The organism is Streptomyces humi (assembly GCF_001005085.2).
GTDB classification, from domain to species: domain Bacteria; phylum Actinomycetota; class Actinomycetes; order Streptomycetales; family Streptomycetaceae; genus Streptomyces; species Streptomyces humi.
The window spans coordinates 44,043-67,179 of sequence record NZ_LBMU02000016.1; the positions used below are offsets into that span (position 1 = coordinate 44,043).

The 23,137-nt window shown below is 65.4% G+C and carries 22 protein-coding genes and 1 tRNA gene; 10 read left to right on the top strand and 13 right to left on the bottom strand.

From position 1 onward, the window contains the following. Positions 1-3: 3 nt before the first annotated feature. Positions 4-564 carry an HIT family protein gene (locus AAW13_RS05625; protein ID WP_071659441.1) on the bottom strand — a complete coding sequence of 187 codons (561 nt, stop codon included), beginning with the start codon at positions 562-564 and terminating at the stop codon, positions 4-6. A 67-nt stretch (positions 565-631) separates the two neighbouring features. Here AAW13_RS05625 and AAW13_RS05630 point away from each other — a divergent pair, with 67 nt between their 5' ends. Further along, on the top strand, positions 632-1,291 hold the full coding sequence (locus AAW13_RS05630; RefSeq protein WP_046726614.1) for a potassium channel family protein: 660 nt from the start codon (positions 632-634) through the stop codon (positions 1,289-1,291). Between the two features lie 31 nt (positions 1,292-1,322). Here AAW13_RS05630 and thrS read toward each other — a convergent pair whose 3' ends face one another. The 3 genes from thrS to AAW13_RS05645 form a co-directional block, all read right to left on the bottom strand. After that, positions 1,323-3,299, bottom strand: a complete 1,977-nt coding sequence (thrS, locus tag AAW13_RS05635; RefSeq protein ID WP_046726615.1) for a threonine--tRNA ligase — start codon at positions 3,297-3,299, stop codon at positions 1,323-1,325. Between the two features lie 111 nt (positions 3,300-3,410). Beyond that, a complete protein-coding gene (locus AAW13_RS05640; protein WP_046726616.1) occupies positions 3,411-4,646 on the bottom strand; it encodes a hypothetical protein in 1,236 nt (411 codons plus the stop codon). Further along, positions 4,643-5,209, bottom strand: a complete 567-nt coding sequence (locus tag AAW13_RS05645) for a DUF4365 domain-containing protein (protein ID WP_046726617.1) — start codon at positions 5,207-5,209, stop codon at positions 4,643-4,645. Before AAW13_RS05645 ends, AAW13_RS05640 begins: the two co-directional genes overlap by 4 nt. 169 nt (positions 5,210-5,378) lie before the next feature. Between AAW13_RS05645 and AAW13_RS05650 the strand changes: the two genes are divergently transcribed. Then, positions 5,379-6,104, top strand: coding sequence for a 3'-5' exonuclease (locus AAW13_RS05650; protein ID WP_046726618.1), 726 nt, complete (start codon positions 5,379-5,381; stop codon positions 6,102-6,104). A 36-nt stretch (positions 6,105-6,140) separates the two neighbouring features. Here AAW13_RS05650 and AAW13_RS45765 read toward each other — a convergent pair whose 3' ends face one another. Next, positions 6,141-6,623, bottom strand: coding sequence for a DUF2207 family protein (locus AAW13_RS45765; RefSeq protein ID WP_046726619.1), 483 nt, complete (start codon positions 6,621-6,623; stop codon positions 6,141-6,143). Positions 6,624-7,516: 893 nt separating this feature from the next. Here AAW13_RS45765 and AAW13_RS46335 point away from each other — a divergent pair. Together AAW13_RS46335 and AAW13_RS45490 are read left to right on the top strand one after the other, a co-directional pair. Beyond that, the gene (locus AAW13_RS46335) at positions 7,517-7,753 is read left to right on the top strand and encodes a hypothetical protein (RefSeq protein WP_206306157.1); all 237 of its coding nucleotides are present in this window, start codon (positions 7,517-7,519) and stop codon (positions 7,751-7,753) included. 143 nt (positions 7,754-7,896) lie between these two features. Next, a complete protein-coding gene (locus tag AAW13_RS45490) occupies positions 7,897-8,079 on the top strand; it encodes a hypothetical protein (RefSeq protein ID WP_143144981.1) in 183 nt (60 codons plus the stop codon). A gap of 232 nt (positions 8,080-8,311) precedes the next feature. Here the strand turns inward: AAW13_RS45490 and AAW13_RS05665 are convergent, their stop codons facing one another. The 4 genes from AAW13_RS05665 to AAW13_RS05680 all read right to left on the bottom strand — a co-directional run bounded on the left by AAW13_RS05665 (position 8,312) and on the right by AAW13_RS05680 (position 12,376). Next, positions 8,312-9,421, bottom strand: coding sequence for a hypothetical protein (locus tag AAW13_RS05665; RefSeq protein ID WP_046726620.1), 1,110 nt, complete (start codon positions 9,419-9,421; stop codon positions 8,312-8,314). A gap of 108 nt (positions 9,422-9,529) precedes the next feature. Next, on the bottom strand, positions 9,530-10,198 hold the full coding sequence (locus AAW13_RS05670; RefSeq protein ID WP_240528542.1) for a Cap15 family cyclic dinucleotide receptor domain-containing protein: 669 nt from the start codon (positions 10,196-10,198) through the stop codon (positions 9,530-9,532). Further along, a complete protein-coding gene (locus AAW13_RS45495; protein ID WP_071659443.1) occupies positions 10,174-11,079 on the bottom strand; it encodes a nucleotidyltransferase-like protein in 906 nt (301 codons plus the stop codon). The genes AAW13_RS05670 and AAW13_RS45495 overlap by 25 nt, the downstream gene beginning before the upstream one ends. A 178-nt stretch (positions 11,080-11,257) precedes the next feature. Further along, positions 11,258-12,376, bottom strand: coding sequence for a hypothetical protein (locus AAW13_RS05680; protein WP_046726621.1), 1,119 nt, complete (start codon positions 12,374-12,376; stop codon positions 11,258-11,260). Between the two features lie 280 nt (positions 12,377-12,656). Between AAW13_RS05680 and AAW13_RS05685 the strand changes: the two genes are divergently transcribed. From AAW13_RS05685 to AAW13_RS05695, 3 genes are all read left to right on the top strand, one after another. Next, entirely contained in the window at positions 12,657-12,917 is a 261-nt protein-coding gene (locus tag AAW13_RS05685) for a helix-turn-helix domain-containing protein (RefSeq protein ID WP_046726750.1), read from the top strand. A gap of 7 nt (positions 12,918-12,924) precedes the next feature. Then, positions 12,925-14,547 carry a hypothetical protein gene (locus AAW13_RS05690; protein WP_052768415.1) on the top strand — a complete coding sequence of 541 codons (1,623 nt, stop codon included), beginning with the start codon at positions 12,925-12,927 and terminating at the stop codon, positions 14,545-14,547. Positions 14,548-14,615: 68 nt separating this feature from the next. Then, the gene (locus tag AAW13_RS05695) at positions 14,616-15,431 is read left to right on the top strand and encodes an alpha/beta hydrolase (protein WP_046726622.1); all 816 of its coding nucleotides are present in this window, start codon (positions 14,616-14,618) and stop codon (positions 15,429-15,431) included. Here the strand turns inward: AAW13_RS05695 and AAW13_RS05700 are convergent. Then, positions 15,428-15,853, bottom strand: coding sequence for a hypothetical protein (locus AAW13_RS05700; protein ID WP_206306158.1), 426 nt, complete (start codon positions 15,851-15,853; stop codon positions 15,428-15,430). The genes AAW13_RS05695 and AAW13_RS05700 overlap by 4 nt on opposite strands. Before the next feature lie 125 nt (positions 15,854-15,978). On the opposite strand from AAW13_RS05700, the gene AAW13_RS05705 reads away from it, so the two are divergent. The 3 genes from AAW13_RS05705 to AAW13_RS47730 all read left to right on the top strand — a co-directional run bounded on the left by AAW13_RS05705 (position 15,979) and on the right by AAW13_RS47730 (position 19,735). Beyond that, a complete protein-coding gene (locus AAW13_RS05705) occupies positions 15,979-16,677 on the top strand; it encodes a hypothetical protein (RefSeq protein ID WP_240528543.1) in 699 nt (232 codons plus the stop codon). 306 nt (positions 16,678-16,983) lie between these two features. Further along, positions 16,984-17,835 (top strand): replication-relaxation family protein, encoded by an 852-nt coding sequence (locus AAW13_RS05710; protein ID WP_046726623.1) that lies wholly within the window; start codon positions 16,984-16,986, stop codon positions 17,833-17,835. Between the two features lie 184 nt (positions 17,836-18,019). Beyond that, positions 18,020-19,735 carry a recombinase family protein gene (locus AAW13_RS47730; protein ID WP_420855437.1) on the top strand — a complete coding sequence of 572 codons (1,716 nt, stop codon included), beginning with the start codon at positions 18,020-18,022 and terminating at the stop codon, positions 19,733-19,735. On the opposite strand, the gene AAW13_RS05720 is transcribed toward AAW13_RS47730, so the two are convergent. From AAW13_RS05720 to AAW13_RS05730, 3 genes are all read right to left on the bottom strand, one after another. Beyond that, a tRNA-Val gene (locus AAW13_RS05720) sits at positions 19,692-19,766 on the bottom strand. The genes AAW13_RS47730 and AAW13_RS05720 overlap by 44 nt on opposite strands. Positions 19,767-19,805: 39 nt before the next feature. Continuing rightward, positions 19,806-20,252 carry an SRPBCC family protein gene (locus AAW13_RS05725; protein ID WP_046726625.1) on the bottom strand — a complete coding sequence of 149 codons (447 nt, stop codon included), beginning with the start codon at positions 20,250-20,252 and terminating at the stop codon, positions 19,806-19,808. Between the two features lie 119 nt (positions 20,253-20,371). Continuing rightward, complete coding sequence (locus AAW13_RS05730) at positions 20,372-23,110, bottom strand: exo-rhamnogalacturonan lyase family protein (RefSeq protein WP_046726626.1); 2,739 nt, start codon at positions 23,108-23,110, stop codon at positions 20,372-20,374. Positions 23,111-23,137 lie beyond the last annotated feature (27 nt).

The window sequence follows — 23,137 nt, forward strand, 5'->3', positions numbered from 1 at the left end:
GCGTCAGCTCGCCGGCCAGGCCTCCGCCAGCATCTTGCGGGTGTCGGCCAGCAGCTGGGGCAGCACTCTGGTGTGGCCCACCACCGGCATGAAGTTCGTGTCGCCGCCCCAGCGCGGGACGATGTGCTGGTGCAGGTGGGCGGCGATGCCGGCGCCCGCCACCGAGCCCTGGTTCATCCCGATGTTGAAGCCGTGGGCGCCGGACGCGGTGCGCAGCGCGGTCATGGCCTGCTTGGTCAGCTCGGCGAGCTCCACGGTCTCCGGGCCGGTCAGGTCCGTGTAGTCGGCGACATGGCGGTACGGGACCGTCATCAGGTGGCCGCCGTTGTACGGGTAGAGGTTGAGCACCGCGTAGACGTGCTCACCGCGCCGCACGATCAGGCCGTCCTCGTCGGACTTGGCCGGGATCGAGCAGAAGGGGCAGCCGTCGTCGGCGCCCGGGCCGCTCGGCTTGTTCTCGCCCTGGATGTAGGCCATCCGGTGGGGCGTCCACAGGCGCTGGAACGCGTCCTGCGTCCCCACTCCGATCTGCTGTTCCGGCTCACTCGTCATGCTAGGCAGCATATGGCTTCGCCCGTTCGCGGCGTGTCGCCGGGGCCGGGCCGAGGCGCTCGGCGGCGAAGCTGGGCGGATGGACGACGACAGCCGGCTGAAGGACTGGGAGCAGCGCACCGATCTGCCGCTCGGCATCGCTTCACTGGTCTTCCTGGGCTCGTACGCGGTGCACGTGCTGGAGCCGGACCTGCCCGAGGCCGTCCACGTCCTCCTGCTGTCGCTGACCTATCTGACGTGGGCGATGTTCGCCGTCGACTACGCGGTGCGCTGGCGGCTCAGCGGCGAGGGTCCGGGCTTCGTCCGGCGGCACTGGCTGGACACCGTCGTGCTGGTGCTGCCGCTGCTGCGCCCGGTGCGGGTGGTGCGGACGTACGAGGCGATGCAGCGCCGGCACGGTGAGCCCCGGATGGGACTGCACGCGCGCGTGGCTGCCTACTCGGCGCTGTCGATCTCGCTGCTGGGGTTCTCGGGCGCGCTCGCCGTCTACCAGGCCGAGCGCTCGGCCCCGAACGCCACGATCCGCACCTTCGGCGACTCCCTCTGGTGGACCTGTTCGACCCTGTCCACCGTCGGGTACGGCGACTACGTCCCGGTCACCACCCTGGGGCGTTTCATCGCGGTGGGGCTGATGGCCTGCGGTCTGGCGCTGCTGGGCACGGTCACGGGATCGTTCTCGTCCTGGATGCTCCAGCGGTTCGACATGGGGCAGGACGAGAAGGGGCCCCCGCGGAAGTGATCCGCGGGGGCCCCTTCGATGCCGGGCCGGATCAGACCTGGGTCCGCTCCTCGACCACCTTCACGATCTTGGCGATGGCCTCGTCGAAGGGGATGCCGTTCTCCTGCGAGCCGTCCCGGTAGCGGAAGGACACCGAGCCTGCCGCCATGTCCTCGTCGCCCGCGATGACCATGAAGGGCACCTTCTGCTTCTGGGCGTTGCGGATCTTCTTCTGCATCCGGTCCGAGGAGCCGTCGACCTCGACGCGCAGGCCCTTCTTCTTGGCCTCGGCGGCGAACTTGTGCAGGTAGTCGACGTGCGCGTCCCCGATCGGGATGCCCACCGCCTGGACCGGCGCGAGCCAGGCCGGGAAGGCGCCCGCGTAGTGCTCCAGGAGGACCGCGAAGAACCGCTCGATGGAGCCGAACAGGGCGCGGTGGATCATCACCGGGCGCTGCTTGGAGCCGTCGGCGGAGGTGTACTCCAGGTCGAAGCGCTCGGGCAGGTTGAAGTCCAGCTGGACGGTCGACATCTGCCAGGTGCGGCCGATCGCGTCCTTGGCCTGCACGGAGATCTTCGGGCCGTAGAAGGCGGCGCCGCCCGGGTCCGGGACGAGCGGGAGGCCCTGCTTCTCGGCGACCGCGCGGAGCGTCTCCGTGGCCTCCTCCCAGACCTCGTCGGAACCGACGAACTTCTCCGGGTCCTTGGTGGACAGCTCCAGGTAGAAGTCGGTGAGGCCGTAGTCCCGCAGCAGGTTCAGGACGAAGGTGAGCGTCTTGTCGAGCTCCTCCGCCATCTGCTCCTTGGTGCAGTAGATGTGCGCGTCGTCCTGCGTGAAGCCGCGGGCCCGGGTCAGGCCGTGCACGACCCCGGACTTCTCGTACCGGTACACGGTCCCGAACTCGAAGAGGCGCAGCGGCAGTTCACGGTAGGACCGGCCACGCGCGTCGAAGATCAGGTTGTGCATCGGGCAGTTCATGGGCTTGAGGTAGTAGTCCACGCCCTCGTCGAGCTGCATGGGCGGGTACATGCCGTCGGCGTACCAGTCCAGGTGCCCGGACGTCTCGAAGAGCTTCCCCTTGGTGGCGTGCGGGGTGTAGACGAACTCGTAGCCCTCCTCCTCGTGCCGGCGGCGCGAGTAGTCCTCCATCACGCGACGGACGATGCCGCCCTTGGGGTGGAAGACGGCGAGGCCGGAGCCGATCTGCTCCGGGATGGAGAACAGGTCGAGTTCGTTGCCCAGCTTGCGGTGGTCGCGCTTCTCGGCCTCGGCGAGGAAGTCCAGGTACGCCTTCAGCTCGTCCTTGGACGGCCAGGCGGTGCCGTAGATGCGCTGGAGCATCGGGTTCTTCTCGCTGCCGCGCCAGTAGGCGGCCGCGTTGCGCATCAGCTTGAACGCCGGGATCAGGCGGGTGGAGGGCAGGTGGGGACCGCGGCAGAGGTCCTTCCAGCACAGCTCGCCGGTCTTGGCGTCCAGGTTGTCGTAGATCGTCAGTTCACCGGCGCCGACCTCGACGTCCGCGCCGTCGTCCGAGGACGCGGAACCCTTCAGTCCGATCAGTTCGAGCTTGTACGGCTCGCCCGCCAGCTCCTCGCGGGCCGCCTCGTCGGTCACCACGCGCCGCGAGAAACGCTGGCCGCGCTTCTGGATCTCCTGCATCTTCTTCTCGATGGCCTTGAGATCCTCGGGCGTGAACGGCTTCTCGACGTCGAAGTCGTAGTAGAAGCCGTCCTTGACCGGCGGGCCGATGCCGAGCTTGGCCTCCGGGAAGATCTCCTGGACGGCCTGGGCCATGACGTGCGCGGTGGAGTGCCGCAGGATGTTGAGACCGTCCTCGGAGGAGATCTCCACCGGCTCCACGACCTCGCCCTCGGCGGGCGCGTACGCGAGGTCCCTGAGCTCCCCGGCCACCCGGGCGGCGATGACCGCGCGCTCGCCGGCGAAGAGCTCGGCGGCCGTAGTGCCCGTCGTCACCACGCGCTCTTCCCGCTCGGAATCGCGTTGGATGATCACACGGACGTCTGACACCGGTCTCTCCTGACTGAAGGCGGATGCGAGCGCCGTACCAGGAGCGCGCGCAATACCGGATCGTACCGACCCGGCCGCACCGACTGCGAAACGGTCACCCACAGTCGTCCGTCAGTCGCAGTCGTCGCCGCTGCACGCCTCCTCGAAGAAGTCGAGATTCTCCTGGAGGGATTTCATCAGGCTGTCCCGCTCCTCGTCGTCCACCTGTACGGGTACGACCCCCGAGGCGCCGGACAGCCGCCGGAAGCCGCCCCGGCTCTCCAGCCGGCCGTGCACCCGTACCGGAAGTCCGACGAGGTGGGCCTGGCCGGCGATCCGGTAGTCCTCCTCGTCGAGGGTGACCCGGACGTACGGCACCTCGGCGCCGGCGATCACCCGCAGCCGTACCGCGCCCTCGCCGCGCGGCTCCGAGCGGCGCATCCGGACCACGGTGCCGGTGACCCGGACCGCCACGGAGGGTTCGTCGCGCAGGTAGCGGGCGCCGGCCTCGCGCAGCACGGGCAGGTCGCCGGGCGAGAACTCGACGGGGTCCAGGGCCGACGCGCAGTCGTCGGGCACTCCGGCGCCCGGTGCCCAGTCCACCGAGACGCGGGCGCCTTCCGTGCCGCGCACGAGCGTGACGAGGGCGTCGGTCAGTTCACGGCTGACGCCCGCCTCGACGGCTCCGTCGAAGGCGTCCATGCCACCGGTGGCCCGCTGGTAGTCGATGGCCTCGCGGGCGGCGTACAGGGCCTGGTGGAGGCGTACGGCGAGCGGCCGGCCGGTTCCGACGGGCACGAACGCGGTCAGGCCGCGGCCGCCCTCCGCCGAGCCGACGAGCACGGAGTCCAGCATGGCGGCGGCGGCCCGCTTGTGCCGGGCGCCGTGGTAGCCGGCCCGCGCACGGGTGGCGAGGGCGCCGGCCAGCAGGGTCTGCCGGGCGGCGGTGCGCAGTTGTTCCTCGGCCGTCCAGGACGCGGTGTCCGCGGGTCCGCTCGGCACGTCCCGCCACCAGCGGATCTCGTCGCTGGGCACGGCGAGCCCGACCAGCACCTCGCGGGCGGCGGGCGTCCCGCTGCGCGCCAGAGCCGTGAGCGCCTCCCCGAGCAGGTCGTCACTGTCCGGGAAGGCGCGGCTCTCGGGTACGAGCAGGCTGGTGCCGGTGCCGCCCGGCCCTGGTGGGGTCCAGCGGCCGTACCGGCCGGGCGCTCCGCCGCGCCGCTGCCAGCCGTGCCGGCGCAGCAGGGCGCCGAGCACGGCGGGGTCGACCTCGGCGGGCTCGGGGGGACGGCCCCAGTGGGGGCCGTGCAGGTCGTCGGGGTGCGGCCGGACCTCCCGCAGCTGCTCCTCGTACGGACGGTGCCTCATGGTCTGCCTCCCGTCCCGACCCGCGTCATGATCTCGCAGAGCGCCCGGTCGTCGAATATGCGCGAGGTCGGGACCCGCACGGTGGTCCGGTGCCGGCCGGTGATCGGGTGCCCTGCCAGGTTGACCCAGTAGCAGCAGTGGCGCAGATCGAGCCGGTCGTGGCTGGCGCGCAGCCAGTCGTTCTGGGAGCGCGGGACCAGCATCACCACCAGGATCTTGTGCACCGACACCGGTGTGCGGGCGAGCTTGCGCAGGTGGTCGTTGTCGAGCGTGAAGGAGAAGAAACGTCCCGGCGGATTGGGGGCGATCTGGTACGTGCACTTGAGCTGCACCTTTATGGTCACCTCGTCGTCGACGGTGTGACCGGGCGAGCCATGGCTGACGTGCCAGTCGATGCCGTTGTCCGGGAACGGCTGCGACAGCGAGCAGCCGGCCGCCGCCGCGACCGCGTGCAGGTAGCCCACCTGAAGTGTCTCCATGCAGGCGGTGGTCGCGAGTGTGCCGCGATGGGGGCCCGTCCGCTCGGGCAGCAGCCCGCCCCGTTCGGGCTGCGCTATCGCCATGACCAACAGCCTTCCCAGCCAGAGTGTTTCCCCGTGGCGGGCCGCTGAACTGCAAAGACCCGCACTCCTGTTGTGTCCTTCCGGCGTACGTCGCAAACGGCCCGGGTATCACCAAACAGGCAGAAGACGGAACGTCAGCTGCCGTGGGTGAACGAGGAGTTGTGTAGGCATGACGTGCTGGTACGAAGGGCCCCTGGCCGCCTTCGACACGGAGACCACGGGCGTTGACGTCGAGACCGACCGGATCGTGTCGGCCGCCGTCGTCGTCCAGGACGCCCCGGGTACCCGGCCGAGGGCGGTCCGCTGGCTGGTGAACCCGGGCGTGCCGGTGCCGGAAGCGGCGACGGCGGTGCACGGGCTGACCGACGAACACCTTCAGCGCAACGGCCGTTGGCCGGCGCCGGTGATGCATGAGATAGCCGAGGAACTGGCCGAGCACGCGGCGATGCACCGCCCGCTGGTGGTGATGAACGCGCCGTTCGATCTGACCCTGCTGGACCGGGAGTTGCGCCGTCATCGGGCATCCTCCCTGGACCGCTGGTTCGAGGCGAGTCCGCTGCTCGTCCTCGACCCCCGGGTCCTGGACAAACATCTGGACCGGTACCGCAAGGGCCGCCGCACCCTGACCGACCTGTGCGCGCACTACGAGGTCACCCTGGAGGGCGCGCACGACGCGGGCGCGGACGCGCTCGCGGCCCTGGAGGTCGTACGGGCACTGGGCCGCCGGTTCGCGACCCGCCTGGAGCGTCTGAGCCCGGCCCAGCTGCACACGCTTCAGACCACCTGGCACGCGGCGCAGGCCAGGGGCCTCCAGGCCTGGTTCACCCGCAGCGGCACACCGGAGACGGTGAACCAGGACTGGCCGCTGCGGCCGGAGCTGCCGACGGCGGCGTGAGGGGCGGGGCGCCGGGCATCCCGGTGCCCCGTCGCTTCACCAGGAACCGCCGCCACCACCGCCGGCGCCACCACCGACGCCGCCGGACGAGGAACCGCCGCCGCCACCGCCCGAATTACCGGAGCCGGCGGCCGGGCTGGAGCCGGCGAAGACCACGGCGGCGAGCAGCAGGTCGGTGCGGTACAGGGCTCGGGTGTCCGCGCGCTGTGCCGGTGGTGACGCGGAGGCGCCCACGGCGTCCTCCCAGGCGGATTCCACACCGAGGGCCACGGCCCAGGCCCCGTAGAGCTCCGCCCGCCGTCCGGTGGGCAGTTCACCGGGGACGGTGCCGGGGTCGGCCAGATAGCGCCGGAAGGCCTCGACCCGGAGCCAGAGGGCGGTGCCGCGCGCGGTACGCCGGTCCAGTTCCCATCCGCAGGCGACGAGCGTCAGACCGATGCCCGCGGCGACGGCGGCCAGCAGTACGACGGGCCGTCCGGCACCGGACCGGCGGCCGGTGAGGGCACCGCCGGTGATCACCAGGACGAAGCCGGAACCGCAGCAGAAAGTAGGTCAGCGCGACCGTGGCGACGGCGGCGGCCAGGAAGAGGCCGCCGGTGTGCAGCGGGTGCGGAAGAGTCGTACCGACGGCCCCGCCGGAGGGCGCCGCGGGCAGTACCGGCGCACTCGCCGCCTTGGTCTTCCCGGTGGTGCCGTAGAGGGTGACGCCCTCACGACCGCTCAGCTTGCCGAGCTTGACGACCAGGTGCCCCGGCTCGCTCCGGGTGGCCGTGCAGGGCTTCCCGTCGTCCCAGGTGCCGTGCTCGCAGCGGACGCCGGGGGGACCTTGTGTCCGTCCATGGTGGCGCGGACGTTCTCGTAGAAGTCCGCGTCCGGTACGTCACGGTAGATGCCGTGGGTGGATCCCGAGTGCCCGAAGTCGCAGTCGATGACCTCGGTTGACGCGGGCGCTTCCGTCCGCCCGGATCACCGCGCCCACCTACGTCGAGGTGACCGGTTCCTTGTTCGCGAAGGCCTGGGCGCCGGCCACCATCGCGGCGAGCACCACCATGACGCCCGTGACGACGCCCGGCGCCCACAGCCTGCGCCGGCTCACGGAAACCCTTCTCCGTCGCCTCTCGCTGTCTTTACCCTCGCTCATGAGACCCCCTCAAGACGCACGGCAGACACGAAAAAGGCCGGTCTGCACAGGCAGACCGGCCTTCCCGGTGGTGGGCGACGGTAGACCCCACTGGAACACAAAAGCCCAGCTCCAGTACCTCCGGCACGTCCTCGGCACGCTGCCAGGGCCTGAAGTCCCACCAGTCAAGCGGCAGCAGCCAAAGCCGCAACGTCGCGTCGCCAAGCGGCTCAAGCCCGCACAGGTCACGGAGCTGGTCGAGGCATACAAGTCTGGTGCTACAACCTATGAATTGGCCGAGCGCTTCGGCATCAAGCGGCAGACAGTGAGCAGCATCCTCAAGCGCAACGGCGTTACACCCCGCTGGCGTCGGCTCACCGAGGCAAACGTCGACGAAGCCGAGCGGCTGTACGCCACAGGCCTATCAACAGCCCGTGTTGCCGACCGTCTGAAGGTCGACCCTGAAACAGTACGCCTGCGCCTACGCAAGCGCGGTGTGCAGATGCGCGACCCGCACGAGCGCCGGTAGGTACAAGGTTTGCCGGTCACGCCAGCCCCATCTGTCGTCACTTGACAGATGGGGCTGGCTATTTCTTTCCAATTATGGACGAGACCTTACGCTCGGATAGCTATAAATAGAAAGCAGCAACCCTAAACGGAAGGAGTTTCAAAATGAGCGAACACCACCCAGATGCACAACCGCCGGTACCAGCGGCAGAAGAGGAACGCAAGGTCGTGGCCTTTGCTGTAAGAATTGATCCCACCCTGCGTGAGCAGATCGAGGGCCTACGCGGCATAACTGGGCACAGCGTGAACGACGTTGGCGTGGAAGCCCTCAACGACTGGGTCGCGTAGACCCTCACCGACGAGACGGTCCAGCAAAAAGCCATGGCAGAGTTAGATGCTGAGGAGAAGTGGCTCCAAGACCGGCGAGCCGCTATTGCGGGCATCCTCGGGCAGACAGCTACGGCGACCGATGCACCTGAAGCCGCAGCCGACGGCAGTAACAGACGCGGAAGGCACGACCGCAGTCGTAAAAGTGGAGCGACCATGGCAGCTATCGCTGGAGTCCTGCCCAACGTCTTCGCTACACGCCCCCAGCCCACTCGTTCAAAGCGTTGGCTGTCTCCTGAATGCATGTGTCGAGCAACCCGCTCAGTCCCTCGAAGTCGTACGCAGGAAAGTATTGAGGCCCAAGACCAAAGACCGGCTGCCCTAGGTCCACCCGCGCAGTATCAGCACTAGGCAGCAGGTTGTAGTGCATCAAGGTGTTTCGAAAATGCCGCACGGAACGGTCCGTGATAACGCGGCCAGCGGGCGCAGCCAGGATATTTTCGATCACTGCGGTTGACGCCGAAGACAGCGGGTAGCGAGCGTCATCCTTGAGAAGTGCGAGACTCTGCAACACCGCGTACACGGTGATGTACCGAATCTTGAACACAGTGTACTCAAGGTTGAGAACGTCAGCACCGGCCGTGATGACCTTGTCGATGAAGTTCATCATTACCTGGAAGTCTGTCAAGACACCATTGAGCGCCTCGGTTGTGCTGCCGTTGAAAGCCCGTGGGTAATAGCCCGAAGCCCGCACGTCCTTCCGCTTCACGAAGTTCCCTGAAAGATGACGGACGAAGGTATCGCCACCGGTCGCATCGAGACGGGCGCCAAGCCGGTAGAAACATCGACCGACCTGCTCATTGGTGCCGCGCACATACGCACCATCGTCGTTGCGAAAAATCCTTTCATGCTCGATTCCAAGATGGAAGGCAGCAGAATGAGAAGTCGCGAGAAGAGTGCCTCCGTAGGTGAAGAGCCCCAGATCCTTCTCCCACCGACGAGCAGGCGGGAACCATGTGTTCCCAAGGAAATGCGCGGAATGCTTGTCCAGGATGTCGTTCTTGAAGAACTCCAACTGCCCCTCAATACCTCGTTGGGTATCCTCGAAGAGCTTGAGACTGTGCCTCGCGCGCGCACTCACTGCGGCAGCGTCTGCGGAGAACTCATCGAACACCGATGGGTCAATCACCTGCGGCTTCCCCTTCACCTCGTGAATGATCAGCGAGAAGTAAGGGGCCATACACAACGGCACGACGCCAAACAGGTTCGAATCATTGGCGTTCTGAAGGTCACGAAACAAGCGGCCCATGTAGTCGGCGTCACTCACGATACCAGCCTTGATGACGTCATCGTTTACGGACACATGGCCTCCTTGGTGTTCGGATTGAAATCATCCTCTTTCCCAACACCAGTCGCAACCCATTTATGAACTGTACATTCACGGCCATAGTGCATCACGCTCGTGCCGCACTCACCTTTTACCTACGAATGGACTCGCATGGTTAAAGCTATCAGCGGCAAGAGCAGAACCGGAACTTCCGTAACGCTCAGGCGACCATTCAGTAAAACGCAATTCGCCATCCGTTCGCCGATCAGTAAAATACGCCCCTTCGAGGCCCTCACCAGGCTGCGAACCGATGTACACCTCAGCTGCGCCCTTGTGTCGCTCACTACGGTCACGCACACCGGGGCGAGGAGTATTGACATATTGCCAACTCAGTCGCCACCGACCGTCAGGATCAGGGATGAGTTTGGCATGCTCCGAGATTGACTTCGACTCCCCAGTGAAAAGCGTGACAGTCCACTTAGACGCCGACTGCGAGACGTATACAACCGTGGGAATTGGAGGCACGTTAGTACCATCCGGGCGAACGTAAGAAGAGACGAGTTCGCCACGCCATGTCCCGGCAATCAATGGTACGCCCGTGAAGTACCTCACCAGTTTCCACTTCCAGATGAAGCGCTCCCACAAAGCAAACACCAGCACAGCGAGCGTTCCGGCGATCGAATAGATGCGCAACGGTGTTTGAGAGAGGCCTTGGCCTGCGAGTAGCGCCAGCGCCAATCCGACAAGCGCCGCAATGCCGATCCCTACTCGAACCTTGATTCCTTCCATCAGTTCAGCCCCAGGTTCCGCCACGCTTTGAGTGCAAGTTCGTGAGCATCTTCCATAGACCACTTCTGTCCAGGACCGAACAACGGCTTGATGCCGTTCGGCTCATGCCAGTCTTTCGCAGAGCCTCCCGGCTTAGTCTGATTCCAGATGTAGCCAATGACGGCACTGATGTCATCGGTCAGCGGCGTCAGACCTCCATGGTTAAAGTGCCCGTCCGGCGTGCAGTACACAAGACATTCCATGAAGTAACTCGGCAGCGCATCAATCTGCCCAGCTGCAACCAGGTCGTTTTCCACTCGCTTGAGAATACGGACCATTTGCTTGTAGCGCGTACCCGTACGGTTGTTCTTAGCAACGCCATTGTCATACTGCTGCTGAGGGTAGTTAATAACCCACTCGCCGTTTGTGCGCCACGTCTTCGTACCTTCGCGGTATGCCACTTTCCCAAGGGTGTCGTAATGGTAGTAGCGGTAACGGAAGGACGGCACCACATCCGCCTTAACTCGCCCGCCATTCTCGGCAATCTCGATAGCCGTGGTACCGGACGTGTCGCAGTCACTTCCGTACGCATGGCGCATAGCTTTTTCAAGTTCAGACCGGAAACCTGGACCATCGAAATGCTTGATGGCCACCGAACCGTGAATCTTGTCAGCCTCATACAAAGCACTATCGTCGTAGTAGAAGAATCCCTCATGAATCACGGCGATATCGACATCACTGTCAGTTCGCACGTTGGTGTTGTTCTTGTAGGACCCCTTGGGCAGGAAGCTGGTACGGATGTCGTTGAAGCCGCTCCATCCGTTGACCGCATTGCGCACCATGCGCTCGGCTCGTTCCTGTTTATCCTGTTCGGTATTGCTGGACGGCGCCTTGTAGCGCGTCAGCTTGTCTTCCAGTGCTGTCATAGCCAACCCCTGTTCTTACATTTACTGCATGTCGCGAGCTGCCTCATACGCCACAGCCCCACGATCTTCGTACCCTGCACCTCGACACGCTAGCCGGTGACACTGACAATCACTCACGCTCCGTCAGGCTCGGGGCAGACAAAGGGAGTAGAGCACCCACACTCCTGACCGAACGTGATCACTTCTGTCGACTGGTGACCGTGCGCATCTCCCCCTCCAGCACCCACACGAACGCCACGCCACCCTTGGGGAACGTCCCGCCCTCGTAAGCGACTTCGACGCTCGGTGACGGATCCGATGCAGCAAGCGCGGTGTACCGCGCCTGACGTGGACCAGAGTGGTAGTCCAAGACGTTCATGTAGCGGATACCGCAATCGCCGTACCAGAGTTCAGCCCGGAAGTCCTTGGTCGGCTGGGCGAGGTCAAGGTGCAGGACATGTCCGTGCTGTTGGACGAGCACGCGGTAGGTGTACGAGACGGTGACCGGCTCCCCGGCCTTCACGTCGCCGCCGAGGCTCACCGCGAAGACCTGGCCCTCCTTGCGGACGCTGCGCCGAGGCGTCTGCGCCTTGCCGTTCACGGCGACTTGCACCAGCTCGAAGACTTCGGGCGACGAGGCGTTGTGGCCGTCTATGGGTTCGAAGTACCACGTGGCCGTGGACGACGGGTCGGCCAGAAGCTCCCGGTAGGCGTCAAGGTCGGAGACGCAGGAGAAGCGCAGCAGCGGACTGGTCGGCACGAAGCGGTACTCCCACCGGACAGTGGCGACGAACATCGCGCCTCGGCCCTCCGTCGGCCCCTGCTTCCAGGGCGCGAGCGATACCGCAACATGGGCATCCTCCCAGCGCTGCTTGGCCCCGAAGATCTGTTCCCGGAGGTCCTGATAGGCGTCGGCGGCCAGTTCCTTGTCACCGAGCCGAATGGACAGGCAGTTCTCGACGATCCGGTCGAGGGTCTTCGTGGAGGCCACGTTCGTCAGGGACTCCGGCGAGAAGGCGAAGCCGTCGACCACCGCGTCCCGGATGGCTGGCGCTTCCTCCGAGAGCACCTTGCGGAGGCGCTGGTTTGCTCGAACCTCAGCGTCGGCTTGGTCGATGTACTCAAAGAAGATCGCGATGAGGCCGGTGGTGAAGAGGGCCGAGCCGACCTCCATCGCGGGAAGTGCGTCAAGCCAGGCGCCGGCGGGGCTGCCGCTCGCCCAGTGGGCCAGGAGCATTAAAGCTATACCGACCACCGTGACGACGGTGGCGAGCAGGGCGAGTTTGGTCTGGTAGAGGCGCTCTAACGGACTAGCCATATACAAGATCAAGTATAAAAAAAGCCCAGTTCAGAGCAATGCCGAACATGCGAAGACCCCGGACCGCAGGAGATGCAAGCCGGGGTCTTCTTGGGGCACGGGGCTATCAGCCGCCGGTACCGCCACCACCACCGTTGTTGCGCAGCATGACCACCACCTCCTCCGTGCTGCGGGAGCTACCTACGCGAGGCAGCATAGGACACATAGTCATGGGATGCAGAGAGTTGGGATATATAGTCTCTGGATCTTGAGGCTTGGGACATATGAGCTAGGGCTCGCCATGGCAAAACAGCCCATCTCAGACGCCGCCCAGACCTTTGGGGCGCGGGTGCGCGCCCGCAGGAACGAACTCGGTAAGAGCCAGGAACGCCTTGCCGACGACAGTGGTATGCACTGGACGTTCATTGGGCAGGTCGAGCGCGGCCAGCGCAACGTGAGCCTGCACAACATCCTGAAGCTGGCTGAGGCACTCGGGGTGGATGCGGCGGAGCTGGTACGGGGGCTGAAGTCGCCGGGCGAGGCCGGGAGCAGTAAGGACTGAGGGCGGCATGAAGAACAGGGTCGACTGGACCGACGAGCGACTCGGCTCCAATGTCTACGAGGACATGGTCTCCGTCCTCATCAGTCGCCTGCATCCGCAGGCCCAGCGCATCGACGGAGCGGGCGGAGACAAGGGGCGTGACGTCCAGGTACCGCTCCCTACGGGCCTGGAAATCTTCGAACTCAAGAGCTTTACCGGACGCCTTGATGAAAGGTCCGGCAGAAGACGGCAAGTTTCCGACTCGCTCAGAAATGCGGCCAAGCACAACCCCGTGGCTTGGTACCTCGTGGTGCCCATCAATCACACTGATGGCGAACTCAAGTGGTTCAATGATCTGGCTGCCAAGTATCCGTTCCCCTGTATCTGGCATGGGAAGGATTGGCTCGATGGGCAGATGGCCTCCCACCCGGAGCTGCCCCGTTATTACCTAGAGGGCAGCAACGACGAGATCGTTGGCATGATGCGGGAGATTAACCAAGAGCAAGCAGCCCTTACCCGAGGGGTTACGGATCTAATAGATCGCGTGCGCACGCTCAAGGATCGTCTCAACTCCCTCGATCCGCATTACGAGTTTAGCTTCAGCATCCAACCCAACGGATCTGTCAACATCACAACTCATCCCCGATACTCTGGCGCCGAGAAGGATCGCCCCATTCAGGTCGGTGGCGTATTTACCTTCCCCGACACTGAGGACGGGAAGCAGGCCGCACAGGCACTTCAGGACAGTTTCGACTATGGCACAGCCACGGTTGTTCCAAGCGAGTTCGTGAAGAATTTTTCCATCGATGCGCCTGCCGAGTTTGGCGGAAACTTCGATGGTGGTGAACTTCGCGTCGGCGGTGCCATTGACAACACCCCGCTGGCAGACGCACGGTTCGCCCTCCGTATTCGGGATGCCCAAGGGGCTATCAAAGCTCACCTCCCACTCGAAGCCAAAGAACGGACATCTGGTAGGAGAGGCATCGAGCTGAAGCTCGAAGACCTCGGCGGCGTAGCGAAGGTTGTGACGCGGTTCGACGTGTCTACACATCACGCCAAGATCAACTATTCGTTCCACATGCCCGACCGCAGCCTGCCCTGCATCCTGTTGCCAGTCGTCCGTTTTCTAGCAGAGGCGAAGGAGGGCCGTGGCGCGACCTTGGTGCTTAATGGCAAGGAAATCGGTCCGCCAATGGATCTACCCGCCTCAACCCCAAACGTTGAGGAGTCACTCAAACTTCTTCGCGTCCTCGACGACATTCAGCGCATCAGCGGCGTGTACTTCCCGATCCCCCAGTCCCTGACTGATGAAGAATTTGAGTCGATCAAAGAAGTGCACCGGTATCTAACCAGCGAGACAAACATCGAGCGATGGGATTACGTGTCTTTCACGATCCCGCGGGCAAGTTTGGATAGCCCCGAGCTTCAGCAGCTCCAACAGGGTGACAGCGTCCCCAACCTTGTTCTACGGAATGAACTAGTCCTTCGCTTGGGCGAGGACATCTTCAACCTTGGATGCCTCAACAGGACGTACGCCTCGGCAAAACTGGAATCCCTGACCGATGTTGCCGATGACTCTGGCGCTGCCGATATGGTTGCCGTGAAGATCGTGCCCGGCGACGACACGTCTGCCTCGGTTTCTCTTATGTAGCCGTACCACTCCCGAAGCAGTGGTCGCCCTCTGTCGGCCGTCGGACCGACCGCTCTACGCTTTCCACCATGGCAACTACAGACGTGAGCGTCCGCACCCTCGACGGTCTCCACCTGGCGGGCACGCTGGTGACGCCGGAGCAGCCAACCTCCCGGGCCGTGGTGCTTGTACATGGCGGAGGCGTCACCCGCGAAGAGGGCGGATTCTTCACGCGGCTCGCTGACGGGCTGGCCGATGCGGGCGTTGCGTCCCTGCGTTTCGACCTCCGCGGCCACGGCCAGAGCGAGGGTCGTCAGGAGGACCTCACGCTCTCCAGCATCCTGAACGACATCCGTGTCGTGCTGGCCTACCTCCGTGAGGCAACCAGCGCGCGGGAGCTGTCCTTGCTCGGCACGAGCTTTACCGGGGGCGCGTGCGCCTACTACGCGGCCAAGCAGCCGCAGGAGATCACGCGGCTGGTGCTCTTCAACCCGCAGCTCAACTACAAACGGCGGACCATCGACAACCGGCCGTTCTGGGTGGACGATCACCTGACCGACGAAGCCGCCGCCCAGCTCGCCGAACAGGGCTACCTGCCGCATTCGCCGACGCTGAGGCACGGGCGGGCCATCTACAACGAGGTGTTCTGGCTCCGGCCCCATGAGGCGCTCGGCGAGGTCCAGGCCCCGACGCTCATCGTGCACAGCACCAAGGACACGTTCGTACCGGTGGAGGCGTCCCGGAAAGCAGCACCGCTGTTCCAAGCGCCTTGCCGACTGGTGGAGATCGAGGGCGCACAGCACGGCTTCGCGGTCCACGACGATCCGCAGTACCTCGACCCCCAGAGTCAAGAGTGGCAGGCGTTCGTCATCCGCACGACGGCCGACTGGCTGGTCGAACCCTAGGCCCGCAGCGCTTCACGCAGCTCGCGGGGGCCGGGCCGCGTCGCCCAGGGCTGGAGCGTAGTCATGGCCCGGGTCAGCTCCCGCTTGGTCCGCAGTGAGTTGGTGGCGTCGGACAGCTCGACGGCAGCCAGACCAACGCTCGCGGCGTCATCCGGTTGTCCAGCCAGCGCCAGGGAGCAGGCGCGCCGAGCTAGGAAATAGCCCTGGTCACGGCGAGACAGGGCGTCACCTTCCAAGACTGTGCCGTACAGGTTGGCGGCCCGTGCTGGCTGTCCTGCCTCGATGTAGCAACTGGCCGTCTGGAGCGTCAAGTTGGCGCGGTTGTAGTGCGGGCTAAGGTGCGGGGCAGTGTCGTCGCTCGCCCCCTCGTGCTGCGTAAGCAACTGGTGAGCCTCGCCCAATGCGCGTTCTACGTCGTCCATCGGGTCACCGAGCATGGCGAACCCCCGCGCCTGCTGCTGAGCAAGGGCCTGCCGCTCAGGCGGCTGTCCTGGCAGCCCCCATGAACAAACTACGCCAATTCTTGCTGCGGCCGGCGGTACTACGGATGCTGGATCAGCGGTCGGGGCGGTTCCGGCTGCGGGATGTCTTCCGGACCAACAAGGTCGTACTCGTGCCCCTCAACGAGGGACTGGTGGGACCTGGCGTGGCCTCGCTTTTGGGGAGTCTGATCATTGCCGAGTGCTGGCAGGCCGTGCAGGAGCGGGCCAGCGAGGCGAACGCACACCTGCGGCCAGGCACGGTGTACGTGGATGAGGCCCCCCGGTTCGTGCACCTACCAACGAGCCTCGCGGACGCTTTGGCCATCTCGCGCTCGCTGTCGGTGGGCTGGTTCCTGGCCGCGCAGTTCCGCAGCCAGTTCCCGCCGGAGCTGCGCACAGCTGTGGATATCAACGCGCGGAGCAAGGTCGTGTTCGCAACCGAGGCCGAAGACGCCCGGGACCTGGCGACCAAACTGGCCCCGGAGTTGGAGCCTGCGGACTTCATGAGCCTGCCCAGATTCCATGCTTACGCGAATCTTGTGGCGGATGGCGCGCCTTCTGGCTGGGGGCTGGTGCGCACCCTGCCGCCACCGCCGGTCATTGCCGATGCCGAGGCAGTTCGGGCTATCGCCCGCGCCAATTACGCGCCTGCGCAAACCGCTCCAGCGCCCACGGCGACCAGTGGCAGCGACCTGCCACAAGTGCCCAGGTCGGCCCCGCAGCAATTCGGCTACAAACGCCGCAGCCGACCTGACACATCGTGAACAAGCAAGGCCCGCAAGGGATATCCGGGCGAATTGCCCGTGCTGTCCTCGCCCCTCTGTTCGCCCCTATTTCCATGACGGAGATCATCGGGACATTCACGCAGGACAGCCACGGTCGCTGGCACAGCGCGGGAAGGGACTGACTGCGTCTCCAGCAGTCCAATGCGCGTCCCCGGCCCGGCAGCCTCGGCGAGGAGTAAACCGACCAACGAACCATCTTCCCGCGCATCATCCAGAGAGCGGCAGCACTCCAGCCGGAACAGCCGCCATGCGCAAAGCCCTAGTGTTAAGAGAAGGGAGAAATGAATGAAGTGCAACGACATAGCGAGCTTGCTTGAAGCGCTCTCCGAGCGCGATCTAGCCATCCTTGAATCATTGCGCGTACACCGCGCACTGACCACCATCCTTATCCGGCGGCTGCACTTCCCGATTGGCGGTGAGCCACGGGAAGTGGGTAGCGGCAAGAGTCATGCAACGGAAATGGCCGCCGCTGTTGCCACTATCCGAGTTCTGACTCGGTTGGAATCACACCGCCTGATCGCCCGGCTGCACCGCCGCATTGGCGGAGTGCGAGCAGGAAGCACCGGCATTGTGTGGCAGCTCGGCGCGAGCGGTGAGCGACTGCTGCGTGCCCAGCACGGTGACACTGCCCGGCGGCGCTACAGCGAGCCGTCACCAAGCTTCGTCGCCCACACATTGGCAAGTGCTGATCTTGCAATCCAGCTCCAGGAGCTGGCCCGTGCGGGAGCGATCGAGCTGCTGCGACTTGAAGCTGAGCCGGAGTGTTGGCGGACGTTCCTGTCAGCGCACGGCGCACGAGCCTGGCTCAAGCCCGACCTGTTCGCCATTACGGCCGGCGGAGACTTTGAACACCACTGGTTCATCGAGACCGACAACGCCACCGAGCACGCGCCGGTGATCGTGCGCAAGGCACTCCAATACCAGCAGTACGCCGCAACCGGCACGCACCAGCAGGCACACGGACTGTTCCCGATCGTGGCGTGGGTGGTGCCCGATTCCAAGCGGCAAGCAGCCATCCGGGCAGCGTTGGAAAGCGAGCCAAAGTTGCGGGACCTTGCGGCCGACAGAATGTTCCAGGTGGTGACGACCAAGGAATTTCCGGGGCTTATCACCGGCACTGGCCAGGCCAGCCCGTAAACGGGCTTGGCCTGCCAAAATGGCCCTCGGCAATTGGCCATAACGGAGTTACTATGGGGCTACCAAAACAGTAATAGCACCAGGAAAGGAGAATGTAATGCCTTCTCGGACATCAAGTAAGCACCGCGAAGAAGTTGCAGTGAAGCGGGCGGTTCTATACCTGCGCGTTTCGTCCAAGCGTCAGATGGACACCGACGCAGACTTCGACCCCGGGGGCAACTCGATCAACACGCAGCGAAAACATGCGCTGCAAAAAGCCAAAGAACTCGGAGTTGACGTCGTCGACGAGTGCGTCGAACCAGGAAACTCGGCAGTAACCATCGCCAAGCGGCCAGTTTTTCGCCAGATGCTCAAACGCATCACCGAGCAGCGAGACGTCGATTGCGTCATCATCTACATGCGCTCACGCGTCTTCCGAAACTACATCGACGCCGCCATCACCAAGCGGCAGCTTGAGCAGTTCGGCGTCAAGTTGGTGTCCACCAAAGAGAACTTCGGCGATGGCGATATGGCCGAGGCCATGGAGGCGGTAACCGATGTTTTCAACTGGCTTGCAGTCCGCCAAAGCGGCGAGGACGTCAAGACCAAAATGGCCAACAAGGCTCGCAACGGCGGCACGATCACCCGCACCCCTGTCGGGTACCTGAACACCATCGAACTCGTCGACGACCGCAGGGTTCGCACCGTCGCCGTCGATGCTGTACGCGGCCCCTTCATCCGCCTGGCGTTCGAGCTGTATGCCACCGGTGAGTACACCGTGGAAGAAGTGGCGCAGGAACTGTACGACCGTGGGCTGCGCATGCCCCGCAACGCCCGGCACCCCGAAGAACGGGGGATCTCCACCAACCGACTGCACGTCGTCCTGCGCGACGACTACTACTGCGGCTGGATCACCCACGAGGGCGAGAAGTACAAGGGGCGTCATACTCCCCTTGTCCCGCAAGACCTCTTCGACCGCGTACAGGAGATCGCCGACTCCCGAAACAACGCTCGTGAGAGACGGCGCGTGCATCACCACGAGCTGAAGGGTTCGCTGTTCTGCGGCTCCTGTCGTCGCCGCCGAGGCGAACAGCGCCGCATGATCGTCCAGCACGCCACCAACCGGAACGGCGACGTCTATCGGTACCTCTTCTGCAACGGCCGCTTCGATCACATTTGTGAGCTGCCGTACGTCCCGATCGAACAGGTCGAGGAAGCCGTCGAAGACCACTACGCCACAGTGCGCTTCACACCAGAGTTCATCTCTGCCATGCGCTCGCATCTGACCGCCATGGTCGACGAACAACAGACCACGACCAAGCTCCTCCAAGCCCAGCTCACGAAACAGCTTCGTGCGCTCGACACCAAGGAGAGCAACCTCATCGACCTGGCAGCCGACGGCGGCCTGCCCCAGGGCAAGATCAAGGCCAAGCTGCGAGACATCACCAAGCAGCGGGATCGCCTGACGACCCGGCTCCACGACGTCGACGAAGACCTCAGCACAGGAGCAGAGATCATCGAGACGTGCTTGCAGCTTCTGCAAGATCCGCAAGCGTTGTACCGGCGCTGCAACGATCAGCAGCGCCGCCGGCTGAACCAGGCGCTCTTCGAGGCGCTGTACATCGACGAGGACTTGGACGGCAACGTTCGGGTGGGCCACAAGCTCAAGGAGCCGTTCAACGCCCTGCACGCGGCCCAGAGCCAACACCAGGCCCCCACTGGACCGCCGCAAGCCCCGGCCACCCTCCAAGCTGTCCTACCGGCCCCCAAACGCCAAAGCGCCCCTCCCCAGCCGGGGACGGGCGCTGGCCTGCAACTAACAGGGGCCGCCCTGGTGGGCGGCCCCTGGAAGGTACCGGGTTCCAATGAACTTCTTATGGTGGGCGATACTGGGTTCGAACCAGTGACCTCTTCGGTGTGAACGAAGCGCTCTCCCACTGAGCTAATCGCCCGGGAACGCAGTGAACGATACAGGGAGCCGCGGGCTTCGTTCAAACCGCTTGCAGGTGCCCGAGCAGTCCGCGCCGTCCCGACCGCATCATCAGCCGGTGGTTGGCACGGAAGAGCGGCCGTCCGGGGACGGCCAGCCGCCGCAACAGCGCCTTGTCGACGTCCACGACCTGCTCGTAGCGGGCGAGCGCGCCGGCGCCGTCGGCGACGACCGTCCAGCGGGCCCAGCCCACGATGTCGCCGGTCATGGCCGTCTCCAGCACCCCGGCCTCCGGATCGCGCCGCGTCTCGCGCGCGGTGAAGGTGATGTCGTACGGCAGGACGGAGCGGATGGTGATGATGCCCGTGGTGTCGTTCAGGCGGGTCACCGAGCGCACCTGTGGCCACCAGTGCGGGTAGTCCTCGACTCGTTCGAGTGCCCGGTAGACGGCCGCGGCCCCGAAGGGCAGCGGCCAGCGGCTGAGGAAGCGGTAGTGGGTCCAGTCCATGGGCGGAGTCTGCCCGCGTGCCGTGTCTGAGTACGCGTACTCATGCCCCGCGAAGTGACCTGGACCACACTCATGGGTGCGAGCGCCGCCGCCCGTGCGACGGCGCTCCCCCACCCCTCCTACGAGGGCATCTTGTCGCCGAGCAGGGCCAGGTTCTCGATGGCGGCGAGTCCGTACAGCGCGGTGTCGTTCGAGGACACCCAGCTCGCCTCGCTGCCCGCGACGAGCGTGACCGGACCGGACAGCGCCTCGGTCTTCCACGGCGAGGACTCCGTGTACCCGTCGGAGCTGTAGAACTTCGTCCAGGCGCGCTTGGCCAGCGTCTCGTCACCGGTCTGCACGGCGGCGTAGGCGTCGAGCCGCGAGTGGCCCTGGAACAGCAGCAGGGTGCCGAAGTTGGAGCCGTAGCGTGCCGCCTGTTCGGCCTTGGTGGCGTTGAAGTAGCGGCAGTAGTCGAAGTAGGCCTCGTTGAACTCGGGCATGTCGACCAGGTGGATGAGCTCCGCGCAGAGTTCGTTGAGGCCGAAGACGGCGGAGAGGTGGGAGACCGAGACGACCGCGGTGGTGGCCGTGGCGAACTTGCCGGTGTCGAGGTCGTAGAGGCCGCTGCCCTGGACGAAGCCGTTGGGCTGGGCGGCGATGCCCTGCATGGTGGACAGGACGCGGGCCTTGGCCTTCTCCCACTTGGGGCCCTTGCGTTCCCACTCGGTCAGCCACGCCGACACCAGGCCGCTCCAGTCGGTGCCGAAGCCGATGGAGAGGGCGTGCCGGTCGGGGGTGTAGGGGTCGGTGCGGACCTTGCGCTGCGGGTCGAGGACGAGGAAGGTCTCGTCGGAGTCGACGTTGGCGGCCATCAGGTCGCCGACGCGTTCGTCCGCGGTGAGGAAGTAGTAGAAGCGCCGGTAGGTGGTGTTGGAGATGCGCTGCTGCTTGGCGCTGTCCGCGAAGTGCTGGACACCGTGCCGGGTGCCGAGGCCCGCCCACTGGCCGATGTGGTAGACGTCGACCTCGCCGGTGTGCCGGGTCAGCGCCTCCGCGAACCGGAAGATGTCGGAGCGGCCGCTTCTCAGGTAGGCGTACCAGAGCCAGAGGTCCGGGGAGAGCTCGGAGTTGTCCCAGGCGTAGCCGCCGACGTCGTACCGCCACTGGTGGCGGACGGTGTCGTAGGTGTGCATGAAGTCGCCGTAGTCCCAGAAGCCGTACCAACGGCGTTGCTCCACCTGGTCCTTGTAGTAGGTGAAGAGGAAGTCGAGGTGGTCCTCGATCTTCGCCTTGGCGGCGGTGGAGCGGTCGGGCTCGGAGTACAGGCCGGGTCCGAAGACCTTGGCCTTGATCAACTGCTTGGGCGGTGCGGTGAGTTGCGGGAGCGTCCGGACGGCCTCGACCTGGTCGGCCAGCGCCTCGGGGGTCGGTGTCGTCTCGTTGGCCCAGAACAGCAGCTCCGAGGTACGGGCGATGCCGTAGGGGGTGCCGAACTCCGGCTCGTAGTCCTCGTAGGTGATGTTGAGGCCTTCGAGCTGTTCGGCGTAGGTGTCCTGGCCCATGCCGTCGTGGTAGAAGCGCAGGTCCATCGGCTGGGCCTCGGGCGACCAGAGCCAGAGGGTGACCTCGGCGCTGTCGGTGTGGGCGTCGCGGATGTCGAGCTGGGCCGGGAACTTCTCCCAGAAGTCCCTCAGTCCGAAGGAGAGTCCGCCGCTCGCGCCGCCGACGTACCCGAATCCGGAGGCCCGCTTGCCGCCGCCGGCCGCGATCCAGCCGTACCCCTTCTTCGTGCGCTTGCGCAGCGTGAACCCGTCGGCGGAGAGCTGGGCGAGGGTGTAGTCGCCCCAGTGCGGGATGTACTGGAGGCGGGTGGTGACGCGCTGGTCCCAGGTGGCCGGGTCGGGCAGCTTCTCCCCCGCGTACTGGGCCGCCTGCACGGCCGCGCCCGGGTCGCGGCGCAGCCCTGTGATGCCCTGGACGGCCTCCCGCAGCAGACCGGTGCCCTCTCCCCCGATCCGGACGTGCCGGTCGTACGCCTCGTCGCGCATCGGCACGCTGAAGCGGACGCCGAGGCCGCGGATGAAGTCACCGCTCGCCTTGCCCGGCTCCTGGGTGCCGTCGTAGGTGATCGTGTGGACCATGCGGAAGGAGTCGGCGCCCGCGTAGAAGTAGAGGCGGATCGAGAACGGCAGCCAACTGCGGCTTCCCTTGCGGTGCTTGCCGTCGATGCGGACGACCGCGCGGACCGGGCCGTCCTGTTCGACGGTGACGGAGTCGATGGCCCCGTCGAAGCGCTCGGTCTTGACCGTGCCCTGGTCCTCGTCCTCGACCTCGGGCTGGCGGATGAGGACCAGCCGTCCGTTCCTGGCGATCTCGGTGGAGCCCCGGGTGACGGACTTGATGATCGTGGAGCCGTTCTTGCCGATCTTCACCGCGATCACGCCGGTGGACACGTCGATCGTGCCGCCGCTCCTGTCGACGGTGACCTTCCTGTCGGGCGCGGCCGCGTCGCCCGCCGCGAGGGTGAGTTTTCCGCTTCCCGAACTCACCGCGTGGGCCGTCCACTTGAGGGAGCCGTCCGGCCAGTAGGCGATCGGCCAGGACTGGACCGGCACGTCCTTGCCGTCCGCGTCCGTGAGCGCGAAGTTCTGGTCCTCCCGGAAGGCGCCCATCGGCCAGGGCACGCCGACGGTCGAGCCGGGCGCGGCGCCGAGGCCGCCGTCCTCCAGCCAGTCCAGGGTCACCGGGTCCTCGTCGGCGGCCTCGGCTCTGGGCGCGGCCTGCGCTTCCCTACCGCCCAGCGCCCAGCTGAACTGGGCGGCGGCGCCGGCCACGGCGGCCGCCTTGAGAAGGGACCTGCGAGGGATGGGAGACATGTTTCCGCCTTTCCTTTCCGTGCGAGT

Bases quoted from the DNA above. Each gene is read 5' to 3' on its own strand.
- AAW13_RS05625 (WP_071659441.1), bottom strand. From the start codon at position 564: ATGCTGCCTAGCATGACGAGTGAGCCGGAACAGCAGATCGGAGTGGGG.
- AAW13_RS05630 (WP_046726614.1), top strand. From the start codon at position 632: ATGGACGACGACAGCCGGCTGAAGGACTGGGAGCAGCGCACCGATCTG.
- AAW13_RS05640 (WP_046726616.1), bottom strand. From the start codon at position 4,646: ATGAGGCACCGTCCGTACGAGGAGCAGCTGCGGGAGGTCCGGCCGCAC.
- AAW13_RS05645 (WP_046726617.1), bottom strand. From the start codon at position 5,209: ATGGCGATAGCGCAGCCCGAACGGGGCGGGCTGCTGCCCGAGCGGACG.
- AAW13_RS05650 (WP_046726618.1), top strand. From the start codon at position 5,379: ATGACGTGCTGGTACGAAGGGCCCCTGGCCGCCTTCGACACGGAGACC.
- AAW13_RS45490 (WP_143144981.1), top strand. From the start codon at position 7,897: ATGAGCGAACACCACCCAGATGCACAACCGCCGGTACCAGCGGCAGAA.
- AAW13_RS45495 (WP_071659443.1), bottom strand. From the start codon at position 11,079: ATGACAGCACTGGAAGACAAGCTGACGCGCTACAAGGCGCCGTCCAGC.
- AAW13_RS05680 (WP_046726621.1), bottom strand. From the start codon at position 12,376: ATGGCTAGTCCGTTAGAGCGCCTCTACCAGACCAAACTCGCCCTGCTC.
- AAW13_RS05685 (WP_046726750.1), top strand. From the start codon at position 12,657: ATGGCAAAACAGCCCATCTCAGACGCCGCCCAGACCTTTGGGGCGCGG.
- AAW13_RS05690 (WP_052768415.1), top strand. From the start codon at position 12,925: ATGAAGAACAGGGTCGACTGGACCGACGAGCGACTCGGCTCCAATGTC.
- AAW13_RS05695 (WP_046726622.1), top strand. From the start codon at position 14,616: ATGGCAACTACAGACGTGAGCGTCCGCACCCTCGACGGTCTCCACCTG.
- AAW13_RS05700 (WP_206306158.1), bottom strand. From the start codon at position 15,853: ATGGACGACGTAGAACGCGCATTGGGCGAGGCTCACCAGTTGCTTACG.
- AAW13_RS05705 (WP_240528543.1), top strand. From the start codon at position 15,979: ATGCTGGATCAGCGGTCGGGGCGGTTCCGGCTGCGGGATGTCTTCCGG.
- AAW13_RS05710 (WP_046726623.1), top strand. From the start codon at position 16,984: ATGAAGTGCAACGACATAGCGAGCTTGCTTGAAGCGCTCTCCGAGCGC.
- AAW13_RS47730 (WP_420855437.1), top strand. From the start codon at position 18,020: ATGGACACCGACGCAGACTTCGACCCCGGGGGCAACTCGATCAACACG.
- AAW13_RS05725 (WP_046726625.1), bottom strand. From the start codon at position 20,252: ATGGACTGGACCCACTACCGCTTCCTCAGCCGCTGGCCGCTGCCCTTC.
- AAW13_RS05730 (WP_046726626.1), bottom strand. From the start codon at position 23,110: ATGTCTCCCATCCCTCGCAGGTCCCTTCTCAAGGCGGCCGCCGTGGCC.